The following is a 19,530-nucleotide window of genomic DNA, read 5'->3' on the forward strand; positions in this document are numbered from 1 at the left end:
CATCCATAGGAAATTCAATCAGTGTCCGTCTCAACTATCTATTCAGCAGTACAATGCCGGTTTTTCAATTGTCTGTACCTTCTCTCTTTTTCCTGTAGTACGCGATTTGATCAGCGCATTCCCTGTAGCACAGGCCATATACCCGTCCCAAGCAGTTGGGCCTGTCAGAGTTCCTTCCAAGACAGATCTTGTCCACAGCTTCAATTCCGTATCATAAGCTTCTATGAAACGCTTGGACCAATCAGTCATAAGTTCCTGCTGGATGCATGCATCAGAACGTGCAATGACAGCAGCAGGATCCGGTAGGCTGACAGTGCCGTTTTCACAAACGACCTGGCACTGGATATCATAGGCATATGCACCATCAGTCTGCACTTCAACATCAATCTGCTGTCCCGATTTTGTCGTGAGCAACATAATCTGAGGATTCAGCCAATTGCCTTTCGTTGCACTGCTTTGATGGACCGGAAGAATCTGTACAGATTCGTACTCGTCATCCAACAACCATCGGGAGATATCAATCTCATGTATTGCAACACGGGTAACAGCATAATCTGTAGTAAATCCAGATGCCTGTGAAACATTACGATGGCAGCAATGGATGATCAACGGCTTACCGAACTTGCCTGAATCAATCTTTTTCTTGATATCCATATACCCGCGGTCATAACGACGCATAAAACCTACCTGGACCAGACAGCGACCAGCTTTCTGCTCTGCCTCCATGATTTTCTTGCAATCATCTACCGTCTGTGCCATTGGTTTTTCACAAAATACAAACTTGTTATGTGCAATGCCATCCAATACATAAGTTGCATGTGATTCATCAGAAGACGTAATGATAATTGCTTCAACCTCCGGCGCAGCAATCAGTTCTTCTCCCGTCTGATATACTTTGATTCCTTGATATCTGTCCGCTAATTCTTTGGCTGCCTTTGGAAAATAATCTGTGGCTGCAACCACTTTTCCTTCAGGTACCAATTCCTGTATACGGCGCACATGTTCATGACCGATTGCGCCACAACCAATTATACCGATCTGCAGTTGTTTCATTCCAAGACTCCTTTTCCCTGTCACTTCCGAATTCATTTGACTTCCAACAGTTTTCCTGTTTCGAAAGATTCTTTGCAGCAATATGCTGCCCGAGAAGCTGCAGTCCCATCATAGACGGTAATCTTCGGCTTACGGTTCTCACGTACGCAGTCAACGAAATTCGCGACTTCGTCTACATAGGCCTGATGCCAACGGGCCAGAAAATCCGGATAATATTCTTCCCTGGCTCCATATCGGTCGACAATCTGAAGCAAATTCTTGCTGCCGACATTCGCAATACGCAAGGTCCCATTGGTACCGATTACTTCGGTTTCGACATTGCATCCTGCACCATGCGTACGGTTTGTAAACATAAAACCCATTGCCCCGTTTTCACACTGTACGGTAGCTGCTGCATTGTCTGCATCATTCAGTTTCTTATAAAGCGGAAATTCAAAGACACCTCCCATACCCCAGACACGTTTGATTTCAGAACCTGAAAACCAGCGGACCAAATCAAGGTCATGTACAAACATATCCAGGAATTGCCCACCGGAATGCGGAGCAAATTTCAACGTACCTTCAATAGTTGTACGTGGATCCTGCGTATATGAACGGACAAGTACGACTTTGCCGATCTCACCATTATCGACCCTAGTCTTTGCTTCTGCATATGATTGGTCAAAATGACGCATGAACCCCAATGTAAAAATCTGATCAGGATGCGCTTCAACGGCATTTTCCGCTTCCTTGCACTTTTCAATCGTAGTATCCAGAGGCTTTTCACAGAAAACATGCTTTCCTGCGTCCAGCGCAATTCTAATTTGGGTTGCATGATACATGGACGGTGATACTATTACTATTGCATCCAGATCAGGATTGCTGCAAAGCCTGGATACATCCGTATAGGTATCTTTGACTTCCAATTCTTTGGCTACCTTGGCAAGTAACTTTTCATTTGTATCACAGATGGCGACTAGTTCTGCTCCAGGTATGTACTTGGCAATATTGCAAGCATGTTCATATCCTAGCCGCCCTAAACCAATTGAACCAATTTTAATAGTTTTTTTCATTATTTTGCACTCCATTTAATATTAAAAATATTAATTTTTAAAATAATACTATTACAGTTTATTTTAGATGTCAAGAAAATATTTTAATTTTATTACTCATATATCAAAAATATGTCCTGATACGTTTCAAATTTGGTAAAATATCTATAAAATAATTAAAATTCATATATTATATTAAATGAAATAATATTAACATAGTTGTCATTATTCTTAAATTCACTCTTTACTTCAATAGGATATATCTATAATTATAATTTATTATTATAAATATATTTATAATATAAAATGCTTAAATTTCACTACAGTAAAACAGAATATCTGCTACTATGTAGAATTACTCCGAAATCTTAATTTTTAGTATTAAATAATATTAATTAATATTATTTTATTTGAAAAAAATTTATTTACTCTTGAAATTTGTGATATTTGACTATAATATCGATAGAAGAGATTATTCAGATAAGGTGAAAGGAAGAAGATTCCGTGCGCATTACCCTAAAGCAAATTGCCGAACAGGTCGGCGTTTCAGTCAATACAGTGTCACTTGCCCTACGTAACATGCCTGGTGTAAATGCCGCTACAAAAGAACAGATTTTTTCTGCTGCCAATCAGTTAGGCTATGTCTTTCCGAAAGAAAAACTCAAGAACCCGAAGAACCTCTGCCTGGTATCTACACGTCCCCATTTGGAAGACTCTTATTTTTATATGGCATTCCAGCAATTGATAGTAGACCATGCACAGGAATGTGGTTATCACATGCTAGTAAAAGACAACGACTTTTTTGATACCGACCAAGCAGAACTCAGGCAACGACTTAATACAAACTCCATCTGTGGCGTGCTGATCCTCGGGGATATTGAAGAAAAGATTGCATTGCATATTCTGCAATGCAGTGTCCCTGTCGTTGCAACCGGAACCCGTTATATCGGCTTAAATATCAGTACCTATATCGAAGACAATGACCAGGTAGCATATCAGGCAGTCCGATATTTGTATGACCAGGGACTGCGCAAGATCGGGTTTATCGGGGATCCTCTCTATAGCGTCTCTTTCATGGCTAGGTATCAGGGATACTGCGGGGCCCTGAAGACATTGGATTTGCCCTATGATGAACAGTTTCTCTTTTTAAAGATGCGTCCAGGCATCATGAACAGCCTTGACAAAGCAACCGGCATGTTCAAAGCCATACAACAGCTTCCTGAAGCTTTTTTCTGTGCAAATGATTACCTTGGGCTCATTGCTATCAAAGTATTCCATAATCTCGGTATCTCTGTGCCAAAAGACATATCATTGGTCGGCGTAGACAACAGTCCTCTCGGAAAGATTGCAATCCCATCAATTACTTCCGTAGACGTCCATTGCCACCGTCAGGCCTTTCTCAGCGTCAACAAGCTGATTTCCTTTGTAGAGGGGACACCTTATGATTCACTCCAAGTGCTGGTACCCTCTTCTCTTTGCATTGGAGAATCCGTACGGCTTGGAGCAGGCGAATAAATTCCTAATCTAATTGATACATCTGAAAACCCTATAAGTTTCGCACCATCATGATGTTAGTTTATTATCCAAAACCAAAAGAAAAGTTTTCAACAGTCAAACAAAACCAGCCTAATGTCCAAATCACCATAGGCAAAGCCTGTGGCTTTACCCTGCATTCTTCCCCACCCTCACAATCTCAATGAAACAAAACAGCAAAATGGTAAACATTTTGGTATACGCAAAAAAATTGCAACATAACGAATCGTTACGTTGCAATCAATTGTTTCTTGAGTTTCTTACCGGCGATCGGACTTGAACCGATACAGAGTTGCCTCCGATAGATTTTGAGTCTATTGTGTCTACCAATTTCACCACGCCGGCGAACAATGGCAACCATAACAAAACCAAGCAGTTTATTCAATCCCTTCTGATATCTTTTTTGCATTTTCAGCAGAATACTGCAAGTACAACATCAGTTTTTGCCATAAGCCTCCTGGTTGTTTGCCAAACTATCCAGAAGGGAATTCATTGCAGAGTCATCCTGTCCTTCAGAAGTCTTTGAACCCGTCCCGTTGATGACGCTCTTCTGCAATGCTTCAAATGATTTCTTCTTTCCGGCAAGCTCCTGATTTACCTGCTCAGACTTGACTGTCTCAAAGACTTCAATCATCTGTGTAAACCGTGGGGCATTGCCGAGAGTAAAGGCTGCCTTGCCCGTTTCTGAGAAATGTTCGGCATCCCTTGCCTTTCTGTTTTTCAATGCAATCTTATAAAATCTGCTATAATGCTTGGTGGTAATGACATTGTTTTGCTCACCACCTTTTCCACCATAGCCATAGCCACCATACCCATACTTCTTGGAACCGTATTTCCCATACCCGTAGTTGCCATACCCATACCGATTGCCATAGCTCCTTGAATACCTGCTGGATGAATGTCCGGCTTCCGGGGTACAGGCATTGAGAACAACACCACGGATCTTGAATGACACACCTTCCAGAGCCTCGATAAGGTCATAGAGACTGGCCTTCGTCGAAATCCCGGCTCTGACGTTGATCATAACAGAATCAACCTTGTTGGAAATCAATAGCAACTCAGATGCGTTTATAAGCGGAGGTGCATCGATGAGAATGTAATCATAGTAAGAAGAAAGTGCCTTGATCATGCTATCGAACCTAGAATTGGAAAAGACAGTCGTCGTAACCAACGGTAATCGCCCTGGCGGAAGAATATGCATGTTCGGTACATCATCCAGAGGTCGAATGATTGAGTACTCAAGGTTTTCACCGGTCATGATACAGTCAACCATACCGACTTTCACACGTTTCAGCTTAAAGCTGTTCTCTACCTTGGGAGCCTTCAGGTCGCCGTCAATCAGCAGGACTTTCTTACCAAGCTGAGCAAGGCAGAGAGCACAGTTGAACATCAGGGTAGTCTTACCCTCGCTCATACCGCAGCTTGTTACGGCAAGTGTCTTGTTACCCTGCTGATGTCCACCGTACAGCAGATTGGAAACAATTGTCTTGTATCGTTCTGATTCAAATGAGTTCGGATCATTATAGACGGAAAGCAAAGGAAACTTATGGGGCTTGCCGGTCTTAGGATCAAGACTGTCCTCATTGAGGAAAGTCTTCAGCATCGGAACCCAACCAAGGACAGGAATTTCGTTTCCTACGATTTCCTTGATCTGGTCTACGTTTTTCACTGTATTGTCTTCATGGTCTATGAACAGGCAAAGCAAAAGTCCCAATGCACACCCCAACAAAAATGCAACAGCAAGAACAAGCAATTTATTGGGACTTACGGGATGTTCAGGAAGCACTGCCTGGTCAATGATGGTGACATTGCCATTTACAGCAGCTTCAGTAAGCTTGACTTCCTCCAGCATCTGTCTGAGTTGGACACCTACTGTCTGCAGGACCGTTACGTTCCGTTGCAGGTTGGCCAAGTCTCTTTCCATGGCAGGCAATCTGTCAAGATTATCCTTGTACTGCTGTCCATTTGCATCCAGGACCTCAAGCTTGATCTGGCATGTAGCATACGTGACTACAGCAGTCACATAATTCCTCAAGTCTGCTTCTGGGACTCCGGTTGTCTTTGTATCTACGAAATGGCGTATATCGTCAAGCATGGAATTGTAGAACTGAGTTACCGCAGCAGACAACGTAGCAGAACGTGTCATTACATCAGAAACAGCAGCAGTCTCTGCTGTCCCTGTCGTCTGGTTCGATACCAGTACTTCATACATAACCAGTTCTCTGTCAGCAGAACGATAATTCTCTTCCAAAGCCTTGAAGGATTGCGTTGTCGTAGCATTTCCCAGCAAATCGGCTGTCACACCTTTTGAACTGTAAGCTTTGACCAGCTTGTCTATCTCATCCTTTGCCTGAGTTTTCTGATACTCAAGAGGATGCTTACGCAAATCAAAATAAGCAATCTGAGTGACCAATGTCTGTGCCTGTTGGGTCAGCTGGTCAATTCCGGTGCTTTCCTTGTAAGCTGCAAGCTTGTCGGACGCAGTTTCCAAATCAGCCTCGTTGGCAGGAATCTGTTTTTCAAGAAATTCCCTTTGGACCGTCTTGGAACTCTTTGCAATACTGGTCAGCAAGTCATCATAGCTCTTTGCAATCGCATTGGCAAAATCCCTGGCAAACTGAGGATTTTCATCTGTAACACTTATCTTGACGATATTGGTATCAGAGGCATTCGAAACTGAAATGATATGGCTGACATCATCAGGAAGTTTATAGAACGTAGCATAGCTTTCTCCATCAGCATTGGTATAGGAAGAAAGATCAAGCGTTGCCAAAGCAGAAGACAAGGTTTTCCTGCTGGTAAGCAAGGCTACTTCCGTTTGTATCTTCGTTGAGGATCCTCCCGTCAGGGAACTGCTCATCAAGTCTTCCAGGGATGATGATTTCTGCACCGGATCAACAAGAACAGAAACGGTAGCCTGGTATGTCGGAATGACAAAATACAAGTAGGCAACAGCTGCTCCCATGCTCAGGATCAGTACAAGCAAAAACCAACGGAAACGTTCACGGAATATATGAAACAACTCAGAAAGGCTGATGCCCTCTTCCTCTATATTGTTTTCAACTGATGGTATTGGTTGTATATTCTCATTCATAAGAAATTCCTATTTTATTGTCTCATGCGCATAATAGACGATGTTGACAATCGTTGATACAATTCCGATTGTAGTCGCAACAAGTGCAAGATTCCTGTTAAGCAGGCTCTTCTCAACCTTGATGGTAGCCTGTGCAGGCACTTCTGATTTCGTACTGATGTGTCTGCCGTTCTTATCAATTACGTCGACGTGCCCGGTAGCATCCTGCGTCTTTCCTCCGGCAAGGTTTATGTAATACTGTGCATCTTTGCCAGGGAGATACGCAAAGACACCACCATCGGTTACAGCCCCCTGGACTGCAACAAACTTATTATTGAACGGAATGAAGAACTGGTCACCATCCTTGACCTGCAGATTGTCTTTGGCAGACTTGTCAGACAGCAAGGACAATACATCGATCTCGGTCTTCTTGCCACCTCGCACAAGGTAACAGGAAGACAAATCAGCACTTGACAGCAACCTTGACGAGATGGCTTCAATCATTTCCCTGACAGTATCTCCGGGATAAAGCTGATAAAGCAACTGTCCGCTGGTTGTTGCAAGGATAGCGGTAGTCGCATTTGAATCGGTAATCTTATCCGAAACAGAAACGGCCCCTACAACAGAAACCGTTCCGAAATTCGGAAGGACTTTCGAAACGGTGATCCTATCCATATCCTGTAGCTGCAAAGCATCATCAGCCTTGCAGACAATCAAGTCATACGAAGCAGTCTTCGAGTTATAGCGCTCAATCCTTATGGCTGACTTGTCAGCTTCCGCGGCAAGCGCAGAACCATAATTGCCATCAAGCAATTGGGCAACAGTATCTCCTTGCTTGAGCTGGTAGGTCCCTGGCTCAAGGACGGCACCCGAAAGCGTAACAAGGACCTTGGCCTTCCCCAATCTGATGGAATCTCCGCAGGAAATCAACGGATCCTGTCCTGCCATTCCCCTTCTCAGCCCTCTGTACAAGTCATAATGCGTTTCTTTGCCTACGGCGTCAATGACAGAGATGTCCCTGCTGTCAGCATAAGGGGACGAGTTCCTCACCAACTGTGAAAGTCGGGAGAGTCCCCATGCAGAAACATAAGTTGTACCCCCGACGGCACTGGTCACTTTCACAGTAAACTGACCGACACCGACAAGTGTAATCTGAGGATTCGAATAGGAATGATAATTAAGTACCAACTGGGAAATCTGATTGATGAACTGCGGCAATTCCAAGCCTTTTGCATTGAGGTTGCCCAGACCAGGAATAACGACCTTGTAGTCACTGCCGACCTGAAGCTTGAACTGAACTTGCTGCGAACCATCAAGATACACAAGGGAGAAGGTATCACCAGGTGTAATGGGGTAATAACCGCTGCTTATTGCCTGAAGGACTTCATTTGCCATCAAGGATGCAGCATCTACCTGCATCGGGGGCTGAATGGATAGCTGGTCAGCAAAGCTCTGGATACCAGATGGAGATGGAGATGCAGATGGCAGCATGTCAGCTACTGCCGATAAGTGGGTAGATTTTACAATGAACCCCTCCGTTGCTACATCTGCAGCGGCGAAGGCATATTGCAAAGTCAATGAAACCATGATTGCCGCTACAGTAAAGGCACGGGCAAAAAACATGTTTTTCTTCAACATCGGTTCTCCTATCTCTTTCCAGCCTCCGCAGGAAAAGATCTATGCTTCAGCTTCTCAATCCCATTTCCTCGGCAATCCGTATCACCATTGCAGGATTGTCACTTATTATTGAATCAACGCCGAAGGAAAAGAGCTTATGGACCTGTCGTGCATCATTGATGGTCCATACCATCACAATTATATTTCTGCTATGCATACTTGCCACAAACTCTTCAGTAACGATAGGAAAACCCCGAACCTCCATTGGTATCTGAAGAATCCCAACCGCCAGTTTTTTTATTCCTTTTGGTAGAATATGCAGTTTCTGACAGAAAAGCAAGGGCACCACTTCAATTGTTGAAGCACTTGTCTGGATACTTGGGCATCTTCTCCTTAAGTTCCTAATCGAATTCATATGGAATGAAGCACCGCACACTCTGGACTCAGCATTGCAATGCCTGACGGCACTGATAAATGCCTCGACCATTTCAGTGCCACAATCCTTCATATCCACATTGAAACGCTGTTTCGGACAAGCTGTCAAAGCCTCTTCGAGCGTACACAGTTGCACACCTTTGCCTCTGAAAGGAAATGTCTGCCCCCCATCCTTCGTAAAATTATATCCGGCATCAAACTCCTTTAGTTGACGTACTGTATACTCGTTGATCCTCCCTTTCCCATCGGTCATATGGTCCAAGGTAGCGTCATGCCAAACAACAGGAATACCATCCCGTGAAAGATGAATATCAGTTTCAATGACATCAACACCCATCGCTACGGCGGACAAAAAGGCAAACAACGTATTACCCGGATAGTTACGGCTATCTCCACGATGGGCTATGGCCCTTGGAAAAGGATTCAGGAAATCTGCAGCAGCCATCCTAGTCTTCAATGCTCCTTGTAAAATGCTATTTTGCTCATCTTTGAAAACAGCTTTTCAAGCCTTTTCAGCTCACTTTCGGTAAGTTGAGCTCTTTCAAAGACATCATCAAGAAACCTAGATGTCCACATCTGCTCCTGATCGAGCTTGAAATAACCTATGTCATCAAGATTCTTTACACAGTTGCTGACTCCCTGCTTTATTCTCGTCTTGTCCACAGGAGTAGCCTCGACAGGCCAAGGCTTCAGACGGTCATACAGACAATAACAGATAACCTGGACAGCCTGTGAAAGGTTAAGGGAAGGAAAAGCATCACTGGTAGGAATGGTCACGATCTGGCTACATGCATTGACCTCATCATCAGTCAGTCCGTCACTTTCCCTGCCAAAGACTATCGATACAGGGCCTTCGCCCAGAACGGAAACCTTGTCACATAACTGCTGGGGAGACAGGGCATCGGCTTTCCTGAACTTTCCCCTTCGCCTTGTGGCACCGACTGTGTAGATACTGGAAGCAAGAGCCTCTTCCAATGTTGCAAATCTCTGTGCATGCTCCCACAGGTCACTTGCATGCAACGCAAGTGTCCGTACCCTGTCTTCGTCATACTTGCTGTCGGTCACCAGAACAAGATGTGATAGTCCCATGGTCTTCATAGCCCTGCAGACGCTGCCGATATTGGCACCGTCCTGGGTATCGACCAACACGATCTGAATACGATCGAGATTCTTACTTCGTTCCATAGCAACGATGCTAACAGATATTGAAGGTTTTTCCTACCTCCGATATAGTATAAAACATGAAAGGGAAGCATATTTTCTTAGGCGATTCCACCAAGGATGATGTACAGGGATTGTTCAAGCCATTGGCAACAGTCATCATTATCTTTCTGGTTTTCGCAGCCTTGAAGGCAACCAGTGCAGTAGTCGTGCCTATTGTATTTGCGGTTTTTGTCGTACTCATCCTCAATCCGCTTTTAGCAAAACTCGATTCACTGCATTTTCCTCTATGGTGCACAACCTTGCTAGGTATGACACTTTTCATAGCTTTCCTGGCAGCAGCAGGATGGTTGATGTTCATAACCATACAAAAACTGATTGTAGGACTTCCTCCTTATGCCAGCAGAATTTCAATCTTTGACAATATGCTTACGGACAAGCTGAGACCGTTCATCAATATTCCGATAGGCCAGACTATTTTGTCAAAACTGGATGTTGATTGGGTAAATATCCTGCTTACCAGTCTCACCAATATTTCTTCCCAGTTTGCCAATATCATCGCGAATGTACTGTTGGTAGCTGTCTTTACCCTTTTCATCCTGTTGGAAAGGACAACGTTCATTCCCAAGTTGATTGACGCAGCATCAAAAGACCAAAGCAAACGGGTCAAGGTAATTTCTGAACGGATAACCAAGCAGATTTCCCGCTACCTTGTCATCAAGGTAATCATAAGTGCTGCAACAGGACTGTTGTTCTTTATAACCGCAGAAGCAGTAGGACTTGATTTTGCGCTTCTTTGGGGCATCATGGCCTTCGTGCTCAACTTTATTCCGACAATAGGTTCCTTGATTTCTACGATAGCCATCATCCTGATGGCAGTACTTCAGTTTGCACCGAATTGGATCCCAATCTTCTATGTAGCGGTCCTGTCCATTGCAATACAGACCGTACTGGGCAACATCATTGACCCGAGACTACAAGGTATCCAATTGGGACTTTCCCCGCTTATGCTGCTGGTCTCACTCTCCCTGTGGGGCTTTATCTGGGGAATCCCAGGTATGTTCCTTGCTGTTCCTATTACCAGTGGGATACAGGTCGTCTGCATCAACATTCCTTCATTGCGTCCCTTCGCTATCATCCTAGGAAGCGGGAAACCATATAAACGCCGCCAAAAAGAAGAAAGCTGGCTACGTAGATCAGCAAAACGCAGTTATGGAAAAGGACAGAAAACCAGTTCAGAGGACTTGGAGAAACAGGCAGATGAGAAAGCCAAGAATTCCCTCAACCAAGATGACTTCGTCCTCCCTGAAATTTTCCCTGGGAATGAGGACAAGTGAACAATTACAGCCGCGAGGATGACAGGGATATACTCATCGTCTCAATGAGAAAAATGTCTATGCTTGCAAGAAAAGTCGGACAGATGGAAAACAACGGAAGGAACGCAGGACAAGATGCATCTGCCCTATCTGAGCGGCAGACAGAAGTCCTCACATTGATAAGTGAACTTCCGGTACCACCTACGCTCGGGCGTCTATCTTCATTGTTGGGAACCAGTCATCAAAATCTAAGGATCATGCTGAACAACCTTGAGAGCAAAGGATTGATTGCTTTTTCCACAGACAACATGGATAAGCGAAAACTACGCATCAGCCTGACTGGAAAAGGAAACAAGACCATAAAGGAACTACGAATAGCATCACAGTCTATTTTCGATAATCTGCTGAGACAGCTCAGCAGTGACGAAATCGCCAACTTTGCTTTTCTGATGAGAAAAATAGGAAATATCCTTGATCATCAGTAAGCTTTCAGCATGAATGGAAGCCTTGGGTGCCCATACTTCCTGATATCGGGGTAACAGATGAGTTCCAGCAAAAACAGAAGAGATCTGACAATCTATGATCCTGATTACGATGATACACCAGCTTATGGAAGTCTGCTTCCATGGTCGGAAGCTGCACACAAGCTCAACGATTTCTTTGATGACATGGAAAGAACAGGCTTCATAGCCTCGGGTATATCTACAGAATCCCTTTTTTCACAGAAAGGAAGGATGTTCGGCATTCTCATTGCAAAGAGCCAAACCGGCGCAATTCATATTCTCAAGGCCTTCTCTGGATGTATGGACGGCCGATCGATTGTCGAAGGTTTTGCTCCACCTCTCTATGACGCTGTTGCCTTTGATGCAATCAATACAAACCATGCAAAGGCAATCAAAGAAATGAACAAAGAGGAAGGACAGGCCCTGTCTGCCGTCACACTGAAAAAGTTGCAGGATCTCTATATTTTTCCTTGTATTGATGGCGGACAACTGAATTTCAGCCAACTTGGTCTGGAACACCCTCCTACCGGAACCGGTGACTGCTGTGCCCCGAAGCTGCTGGCACAGGCTTTCAGAGAAGGACTGACTCCAGTCAGTCTTGTCGAAGGTTTTTTCGGAAAAGAAAGTGAAGGGAAGAAACATCGTCATTTATATCCACCCTGCAAGGAAAAATGTGCCTTGATATTGCCTGCAATGCTGGGATTGGATATCCTCTACTGCGATGATTTCCTTACTGTCCTGAACAAACCTGCAGGATTACAGACACTGCCAGGCAAACAAGTTGAAGATAATCTCAACAGCAGATTACTAAGGCTTTTTCCCTCTTCCCTGCCTGTCAGTGCCGTACATCGGCTTGATATGGACACATCCGGCATTGTGCTGATGGCAAGAAACAGACAATGCTTCAGTATTCTCTCACGACAATTCCAGCAGAAAAAGATCAACAAAGTCTATGAAGCAATGGTCAGAGGTGTCGTACGAAAAGAAAGCGGAAAGATTACACTACCCTTATGTGCGGACAAAGACCATCGACCTCTGCAGCTTGTCGACCTGGACCAAGGGAAACCGGCAATGACAGTCTTCAAAAGGCTGTCAGTCGAACGGCAACCGGACGGGCAGCTTTGGACCCGTCTGCAACTGATTCCGGCAACAGGACGGACACATCAGCTCCGCGTCCATTGTAAGGAAATGCTGTTCCCTATCGTAGCAGACAGACTTTATGGATATCGATCTGACACAGAACCCCGCATGTTACTCCATGCATCAAAGATCAGCTTTACCCATCCTGTCAATCATCGCAAAGTGACAATTGACTGCCCTGCGCCTTTCTAAGCAGAAGGAACAACCGATAGTTTCTTTGTTTTCTCATCCCATATTACAGAACCAAAAGCAATCCCCATACGTTTGCTCCACTGCCTGCCATTTTCAAGGAAAGAAGAAAAATTCAGGGGATCATGCAAGTCCCCATTGCAGATTATCTTGACCTTGGGAAACTGCTCCTTTGCAAGATTCCAGAACGGGTCAAGCGGATAAGGATACCGAAACCCTTTTGAATCAAGTACCTTTTCCTTCAGTAACCCATTGGCATTTACTTCCAAAGGAATATCATAACTTGCAGCACAGCTCAATATTTCCTTGCTGACGGCAATTGCCTCGGCATCCCATCGAGGATACTGTATGCCAAAAAGATCAGGATGGGCACCAAAAGCAAACAGTCCGCTCTCCAAGGCTCTGACATACTGCTGCCCATATATGGCAAGTTCCTTCTTGCCTATCGGCAGGCAATGAATCGGAAAATCAGCCTGCTGCGGTGTATCAAGATAATGGACTCCGAATAGCAAAAAATCAGTCTGTTCTTTCAATTCTTGGAAATAAGAACGATAGGCAGGATAAAAATCACATTCAAAGCCTGCCAGGACCTTGATATCTTCCACTTGCTGAGCTGCCTTTATGTCCTGCAGATAATCCGGCAAGGAACCGAAAGCCATCCTGCTACTTGCCCAACGGTTTTCCTTCACCGGACAATGTTCACTGAATCCTAGCAGGGAAATACCGTTTTTTCTTGCTTCCCTGACATAATCAATGGGTTCTCCTACGCCATGTCCACAATAGTAGGAATGCGTATGGAGATTGTATGATCCGAATCTATAAGTCATTGCATATCTCTTTCTTTGATATTTTCAAGATGTTCAGCATAAGTCTTTGCCAAGGCAATACTACCATCCTTGCGATGCAGGTAGTAAAGGTAATCACCTTCGCCAGGCGCAAAAGCAGCAGCCAAGGCATTGGGTCCTGGGCAGCAGATACCGCTTGGAACAAGCCCTTTCTTTCGCCTTGTATTGTACGGCGTCTTTTTGTCCAGCACTTCACGACTCAGCTCTCCCGTCCACTGTCCCGTTTCATATCGTGTCGTTGCATCAATGCCCAGCGGCATGTCCTTGGCAAGCCTATTATAGATAACCGATGCAATAGCAACCATTTGGGATGTATCCTGGGTTTCCGCCTGGATAAGAGTAGCAATGATCAGGATATCTTCCAAGCTGTACTGCTGCACCATATTCCCACCAAGTTCTGGTGATACGGCCTCAAGCAGATGCGTAAACATCTGCCTTGCCAAATTTTCAGCAGCCTTGTCACGGTTGACTTTGTAAGTACCTGATTCAAACCAGCCCTCAGTAAAGGATAGCCCATAACGGGAACAAATGGCATTGCAGGCAGCAATGAAATCACCCTTGTTTCCATATCCCCGTCGGACAAGGTTTGCATCGATTGTTGCTATGGTCATACCAGGGAAAACGGTCAATCCCACTTCACTGGGGCTACTTATCAATGAAGCAATCTTTTCAATGCTGGTTCCTTTCAAAATGGTATAATCGCCGCTTACCAATTTTCCGGACAAATCGTTGGAAAGAATATAGGCAAGCAATGCAGCTCCGTCACAGACTCCTTGCTTATCCAGCATATCACAGATAGCTGCAGCTCCTGTCCCCGGAAGTATGGTAACTTGTACGGATTTGCTGTCAGTTTCCAGACTTGCAGGTGAAGCAGCCTTGACAGGCACGACGGAGGCAAGTTCAGCCTGTGGATGCACATACCCTCCCAATGGATTACGGTTATGCAGCAGCCCTATGATCCAGATGACCAAGATACCGATGATTACAAACAGAATACTGAAGATCAGCTTCATATCCAGCGAAGAAACATGCCTGGCATGTTTCTCCCGTTTCTTACCATCCAGGGCGTTATGCTTTGCCCTAGATACGGAAGAAGCTGGCAAAACAGGTATTGCATCCTTATGCAGCGTAGCTGTCTGGTGGGATATACCTTTGTCGCTGTCGGTAGCAAGGCGAGCTTTCTGTTGCTTCAGCTCAGCCTTTTCCGGCCGGCTTTTCTTTTCCACAGACGGATGAGCTGCCATAGCTTTTTTATCATTCTTGCCTTGCTTCTGTGCCTGCTGGCGTTCAATGGCCTCAAACAATGTCAACGTTGCATTTGGATTGCCATGGGAAGCTGCTGTATGCTGCTTCTTTCTCGCCTGAGAACGGTTACCGGCAGCTTGTACTTTTTCTCCATTTTTTTTCTGAGGTAAGGAAGTTTCTTTGCCCTTGGTTGAGAATATGCGTTCAGCCTTTGCCACTGATGGACTGATTTTTTTCTGTGAACCTGTATGCTGACCTTGGCTCTTCGTAACCTTCTTGGCTGCAGAAACTTTCCGATTTTTTTCCACCGAGTTAGAAGATGCCTTTTCTTTCGTTCCTTTTCCGCTTGTTGTCTTTTTTTGCGCAGGATGCTGCCTGGTCCTTTCTTCCCCGAGATACGGATCAGAGCTATCCTTTGTTTTCTTAATTGGCATAGGGTCCACCCAATCTGTCATTATCCTGTTCCAACGTATCGGCCATATTGTATATGCCTTTCGATTTCAGCTGGATTATCTGGCGTCTCTTGTCATCGATGGAACTGTTGATCTTTTCAATCTGAGTCTTGCATGAATTGATCTGTTTCTGCAAAGCTTCGACTTTTTGCCGTTCATAGGTAATCTTGGCAGAAATTTCTCCTATCCTTATTTCATTCTTCAATTTTTCTATATCCCGATCAATTTCTTCACATTGACGGCGATGAAGAGTTATCTGGTCAATTACCGTAATCGCCTCATTTCCCACCTGGGCACCGGTTATGGTATCAGGCAAGGATGCATAAAGTTCTTCTCCGAGTTTTCTTGCAGTATCCTTCAGTGCTGCTTCGGCATCAGCAACCAGACGGACATACTGGTCTATTTCACTGGTCAGATGTTCACGTCCTTCACCTTTCAGCAACTCCTTCATATCATCCAATTCTTTGAGACGGTTTTCCACATCAAGTTTCTGACCATGTAGTTTTTCATAAGCTGCTGACATGTCCTCATAGTTCTGAGAAGGAACCTTTGAAAGCAACTCTTCCTTTTCCAAAAGAAAGCCTGCAGCCATAAAGGCCTTGAATAGCGTTTTTCTCTGGTTCTGCAGATGCCTTTGATGGAATTTGCTGAAAAGTTTCGAACTTTTTCCAGTATCGGATACATCATGTGAAACGGGCATCTTGCCAAAAACAGGCTGGACGACTGCAGCGACTTTACTGTCCAAGGAGCCTGAAACATAGGCTTCAAAGCAACAGGCTCCATATCGCGAAAGCAATTCGTTCAATTTGCCATCTGCAAGCTGTTTTTCCTTTCTGCATGTTGCCCTTCGTTGGTCTTGGTCCGCCAAGGCTTCAAGTTTCGACTGCAACATGTCACGATGATCCGCAAGCGTCTGCAGTTTCTGCTTCTGCTCCAAGTACTCACCCATACGTTTTCGACACCAATCGAAATTGTCAGAATCGCACTGCAAGGCAACACTACGGCCAAGTTCCTCATATAGAAGATCCATATCTTTCAACGTATCATCTCTCTGATGTATCTTTGCGCTTATAGCAACCTGTGCAGTCATAGCCATAATTCCATACTAGCAGAAATACGTTTCCTTGACAAAGGCTTTGACTCTCTTATATTCTCAAAGTATATGTATCCTCATCGATACAATCAGGCGGAGCCTGATATAACATGCCAGTCCCTTTGTCATTCAGTCAGGTAGTGTTTTTCAACACTGAAAAAGAGCAGGATGCTGATGACAAAGGCGCATAGAGACGGTCAGGAACAAACAGAACTACCGTTTCATTTCATGTAAGGAGAGAATTGCACATGGACAACAGCAAAAGCGTACCTACTGATACCGATGTATTTGCATCCAGGATCCAGTTACTCGCAGGAAAGACAAAAGCTGACCCGCACCCGGAAGAACTTGAATCCCTCAAGAAACTTATCAAGAAAAATGTTCCTTTTACTCTTCGGGGCTACTTTCTTGCCTACGTAGTAAGGGAATTGTTGTCACAGGAAAACAGCAAGACCGGCAACCGTAGCAGGCAACACCAGCAACGAAACAATGGCAACAATGGCGCCAAGCCCCGTCTTTCAGCCGCAGCGGGCAATACCACACCAACAAGCCAGGCACAGAACGGAACAGACGCAACAGCAAAGGTTGCAAGGCCTGAACGCAAGGAAAAAGCATTGCCGGAAGGAGCAAAGACACTTTATCTGAACATCGGCAAGATCAGAAAGTTGTATGCCAGGGAAATTTCCCAGATGCTTCAGGAAAATCTGTCCATTACCAGGGACGATATCTATGCCATAAGAGTACATGACAAGTATTCCTTCATCACAATGGACGAAGCAAACTGTGAAAAGGCAATAGCATTGTTCAATGGCAAGGAAATCAAAGGAAGGACCGCACAGGTAACCTACTCGAACAAGGGTTGAGATATGTTCATCGAACAGTTGGTCGTGGGACCATATCAGACAAATTGCTACATACTTGGGGAAGAAAAGACAAAAAGTGCCTGGATCATCGATCCTGGAGCTGAAGCCGAAGCTATCATATCAAAGATAGAGGAAAGGGAAGTACTGCCGGTGGCAGTACTCCTTACCCATGCACATTGGGACCATATCACTGCTCTTCCGGCATTGGTCAAAGAGTATGGCGAACTGGAAATTTTTGTCGGGGAAAATGACAGGAATTACCTTGGCAAAGGCAGCTATGCCTTCATCAAGAAAGCCTGCAATGACAATTCTTTCCTGAATATGTTTGACAAACAGCTTTCCATGCTACCGGACCCCACGACACTCCTCTCAGGTCGTCAGTTTCTTCAGGATTGCCGTCTGCTTGCCATTCCATCACCTGGGCATACCCCCGGAGGATTTTGTTACTACAGCGAAGAGGGTCAGTTTATTTTTACAGGTGACACTCTTTTTGCCGGCAGTATCGGTCGGACGGACCTATACGGGGGTGATTATCAGGCAATGCTGAGAAGCTGTATGACACTGATGGATCTTGAAGATGACGTACAGGTACTGCCAGGCCATGGGCCGCAGACTACCATCGGCAGAGAAAGAAGATACAACCCATATTGTCAGGGCAATGTCTGATGGCAATGTCCCATACCCTGCCACAGAAGGAGCTTTCCTTTGTCTGAGACTTCAATGGATATACAGCTGATTTGTTCAGACATAGACGGAACCTTGCTTGACAGCAAAGGAATGTTGAGCGAAGAAAATATCCTATGGATACGTAAAGCTTGGTATGAAAGACATGTTGCCTTTGCCTTGGTCTCCGGACGTTTCAAGGGTGGCATACAACCGTTGGCAAAGGCTCTCGGTATTCCTTGTTTTCTTTCTTGTTTCAACGGAACATATATTTCCTACGGAACAAAAGTCCTCAATGACACCCCGTTGTCATCAGAAACAATCCTTGGTCTCCTGCCGTTGGTCAAAGACAAAGGCAATACACCTCTTGTTTTCACCCTGAATGACTGGTATATGGAAAGCAATGGCTATTGGGCGGAAGTACAACGAAAGAAATGTGGTTTCAACGGATATTTCCAAGACCTTCCTGTTTTGCTGAGACAGAAATCACCGGCTATAAGGCCATATAAAGCAATCATCAAGAATTTAGACCCAAGACGAATCGACGCTACATGGCAAAAGCTACAGTCAATGCATCTGGAAGACATAGATTGCTTTCCCTCTTCGCCTCAGATACTTGAATTGGTACCGAAAGGCACAGACAAAGGTAACACCGTCAGCATATTGGCCCGTTATCTGGGAATAGGATGCAAAAACATCATGGCCTTCGGCGATTATGTCAATGACCTAGGCATGCTGCGTAAAGCCGCCTATGGCATTGCAATGGCAAATGCCCCCGAAGAAATTAAAAAAACAGCCTTTGCCGTTACGGCATCAAACGATGAGGCTGGGATAGCAAAAGCCATCAAAAAGTATATTTTCCAATAATTGGAAAAGGAGGAATCACAGATTCCTCCTCCTTTTGTGTACCTTTATGCCCTGGATTTCTTCAATCCCGGACGTTCCTCTCCGCTTTTGCATTCTACACAAAGAACTGCATATGGAATTGCACGAAGCCGATCCTCAGGTATCTTCTTGCCACATTTAAGACAACGGCCATACACATTGTTGTGGATCCGAGCCAATGCATTGTCAATGGCTTGTAGCCTATTCGCTTCCTTTGTTGCATTCATCTGCATCTTCTTGAAGGCAATCTCATCGGTTGCGGAATCAATGCTGTCCTTAATTGTCTTTTCCGAGAGCAAGGATCTGAAATCCTCATCTTCCTTTGCCAATCGTTCCAACAACTCCCTTTTCTGCTGAAGCAATGCCTGCTCCATTTCCTTGATGAATTCCTGGCTCATTCGCTTCTCCTAGCATCGCTCTGTCACAGCGAATT

Annotated in this window: 17 protein-coding genes and 1 tRNA gene; 7 read left to right on the forward strand and 11 right to left on the reverse strand. The window is 44.8% G+C overall.

From position 1 onward, the window contains the following. Positions 1–42: 42 nt before the first annotated feature. Positions 43–1,053, reverse strand: a complete 1,011-nt coding sequence (locus LKE40_04585; GenBank protein MCH3916735.1) for a Gfo/Idh/MocA family oxidoreductase — start codon at positions 1,051–1,053, stop codon at positions 43–45. 32 nt (positions 1,054–1,085) lie between these two features. After that, positions 1,086–2,105, reverse strand: a complete 1,020-nt coding sequence (locus tag LKE40_04590) for a Gfo/Idh/MocA family oxidoreductase (GenBank protein ID MCH3916736.1) — start codon at positions 2,103–2,105, stop codon at positions 1,086–1,088. A 483-nt stretch (positions 2,106–2,588) separates the two neighbouring features. Between LKE40_04590 and LKE40_04595 the strand changes: the two genes are divergently transcribed. Next, positions 2,589–3,599 (forward strand): LacI family transcriptional regulator, encoded by a 1,011-nt coding sequence (locus tag LKE40_04595; GenBank protein MCH3916737.1) that lies wholly within the window; start codon positions 2,589–2,591, stop codon positions 3,597–3,599. Positions 3,600–3,878: 279 nt separating this feature from the next. On the opposite strand, the gene LKE40_04600 is transcribed toward LKE40_04595, so the two are convergent. The 5 genes from LKE40_04600 to LKE40_04620 all read right to left on the reverse strand — a co-directional run bounded on the left by LKE40_04600 (position 3,879) and on the right by LKE40_04620 (position 9,927). Further along, a tRNA-Leu gene (locus tag LKE40_04600) sits at positions 3,879–3,962 on the reverse strand. Positions 3,963–4,053: 91 nt separating this feature from the next. Then, positions 4,054–6,711, reverse strand: coding sequence for a polysaccharide biosynthesis tyrosine autokinase (locus LKE40_04605; protein ID MCH3916738.1), 2,658 nt, complete (start codon positions 6,709–6,711; stop codon positions 4,054–4,056). Between the two features lie 9 nt (positions 6,712–6,720). Then, positions 6,721–8,328, reverse strand: a complete 1,608-nt coding sequence (locus LKE40_04610; GenBank protein MCH3916739.1) for an SLBB domain-containing protein — start codon at positions 8,326–8,328, stop codon at positions 6,721–6,723. Between the two features lie 46 nt (positions 8,329–8,374). Continuing rightward, on the reverse strand, positions 8,375–9,199 hold the full coding sequence (locus LKE40_04615; protein MCH3916740.1) for a glycerophosphodiester phosphodiesterase: 825 nt from the start codon (positions 9,197–9,199) through the stop codon (positions 8,375–8,377). Continuing rightward, the gene (locus tag LKE40_04620; protein ID MCH3916741.1) at positions 9,196–9,927 is read right to left on the reverse strand and encodes an RNA methyltransferase; all 732 of its coding nucleotides are present in this window, start codon (positions 9,925–9,927) and stop codon (positions 9,196–9,198) included. The genes LKE40_04615 and LKE40_04620 overlap by 4 nt, the downstream gene beginning before the upstream one ends. 56 nt (positions 9,928–9,983) lie before the next feature. On the opposite strand from LKE40_04620, the gene LKE40_04625 reads away from it, so the two are divergent. The 3 genes from LKE40_04625 to LKE40_04635 are packed head-to-tail and all read left to right on the forward strand — an operon-like array spanning position 9,984 to position 13,054. Continuing rightward, a complete protein-coding gene (locus LKE40_04625) occupies positions 9,984–11,240 on the forward strand; it encodes an AI-2E family transporter (protein MCH3916742.1) in 1,257 nt (418 codons plus the stop codon). Further along, positions 11,237–11,704 (forward strand): MarR family transcriptional regulator, encoded by a 468-nt coding sequence (locus tag LKE40_04630; protein ID MCH3916743.1) that lies wholly within the window; start codon positions 11,237–11,239, stop codon positions 11,702–11,704. The genes LKE40_04625 and LKE40_04630 overlap by 4 nt, the downstream gene beginning before the upstream one ends. Positions 11,705–11,761: 57 nt before the next feature. Then, positions 11,762–13,054, forward strand: coding sequence for an RluA family pseudouridine synthase (locus tag LKE40_04635; protein ID MCH3916744.1), 1,293 nt, complete (start codon positions 11,762–11,764; stop codon positions 13,052–13,054). Here the strand turns inward: LKE40_04635 and LKE40_04640 are convergent. From LKE40_04640 to LKE40_04650, 3 genes are read right to left on the reverse strand one after another with little or no spacing between them, the layout of a single operon-like run. Continuing rightward, entirely contained in the window at positions 13,051–13,878 is an 828-nt protein-coding gene (locus tag LKE40_04640; protein ID MCH3916745.1) for a histidinol-phosphatase, read from the reverse strand. The genes LKE40_04635 and LKE40_04640 overlap by 4 nt on opposite strands. Beyond that, complete coding sequence (gene mltG, locus LKE40_04645; protein ID MCH3916746.1) at positions 13,875–15,575, reverse strand: endolytic transglycosylase MltG; 1,701 nt, start codon at positions 15,573–15,575, stop codon at positions 13,875–13,877. Before mltG ends, LKE40_04640 begins: the two co-directional genes overlap by 4 nt. Further along, positions 15,565–16,689, reverse strand: a complete 1,125-nt coding sequence (locus tag LKE40_04650; GenBank protein ID MCH3916747.1) for a hypothetical protein — start codon at positions 16,687–16,689, stop codon at positions 15,565–15,567. The genes mltG and LKE40_04650 overlap by 11 nt, the downstream gene beginning before the upstream one ends. Before the next feature lie 245 nt (positions 16,690–16,934). Between LKE40_04650 and LKE40_04655 the strand changes: the two genes are divergently transcribed. Genes LKE40_04655 through LKE40_04665 form a run of 3 tightly spaced genes read left to right on the forward strand, consistent with a single transcriptional unit; the run spans position 16,935 to position 19,079 of the window. After that, the gene (locus LKE40_04655; protein MCH3916748.1) at positions 16,935–17,549 is read left to right on the forward strand and encodes a DbpA RNA binding domain-containing protein; all 615 of its coding nucleotides are present in this window, start codon (positions 16,935–16,937) and stop codon (positions 17,547–17,549) included. Positions 17,550–17,552: 3 nt separating this feature from the next. After that, complete coding sequence (locus LKE40_04660) at positions 17,553–18,215, forward strand: MBL fold metallo-hydrolase (GenBank protein MCH3916749.1); 663 nt, start codon at positions 17,553–17,555, stop codon at positions 18,213–18,215. A gap of 39 nt (positions 18,216–18,254) precedes the next feature. Further along, positions 18,255–19,079 carry a Cof-type HAD-IIB family hydrolase gene (locus LKE40_04665; protein ID MCH3916750.1) on the forward strand — a complete coding sequence of 275 codons (825 nt, stop codon included), beginning with the start codon at positions 18,255–18,257 and terminating at the stop codon, positions 19,077–19,079. Between the two features lie 44 nt (positions 19,080–19,123). On the opposite strand, the gene LKE40_04670 is transcribed toward LKE40_04665, so the two are convergent. Then, complete coding sequence (locus tag LKE40_04670; protein ID MCH3916751.1) at positions 19,124–19,495, reverse strand: TraR/DksA family transcriptional regulator; 372 nt, start codon at positions 19,493–19,495, stop codon at positions 19,124–19,126. Between the last annotated feature and the right edge of the window lie 35 nt (positions 19,496–19,530).

Source organism: Spirochaetia bacterium, from assembly GCA_022482625.1.
GTDB lineage: Bacteria > Spirochaetota > Spirochaetia > Sphaerochaetales > Sphaerochaetaceae > Pleomorphochaeta.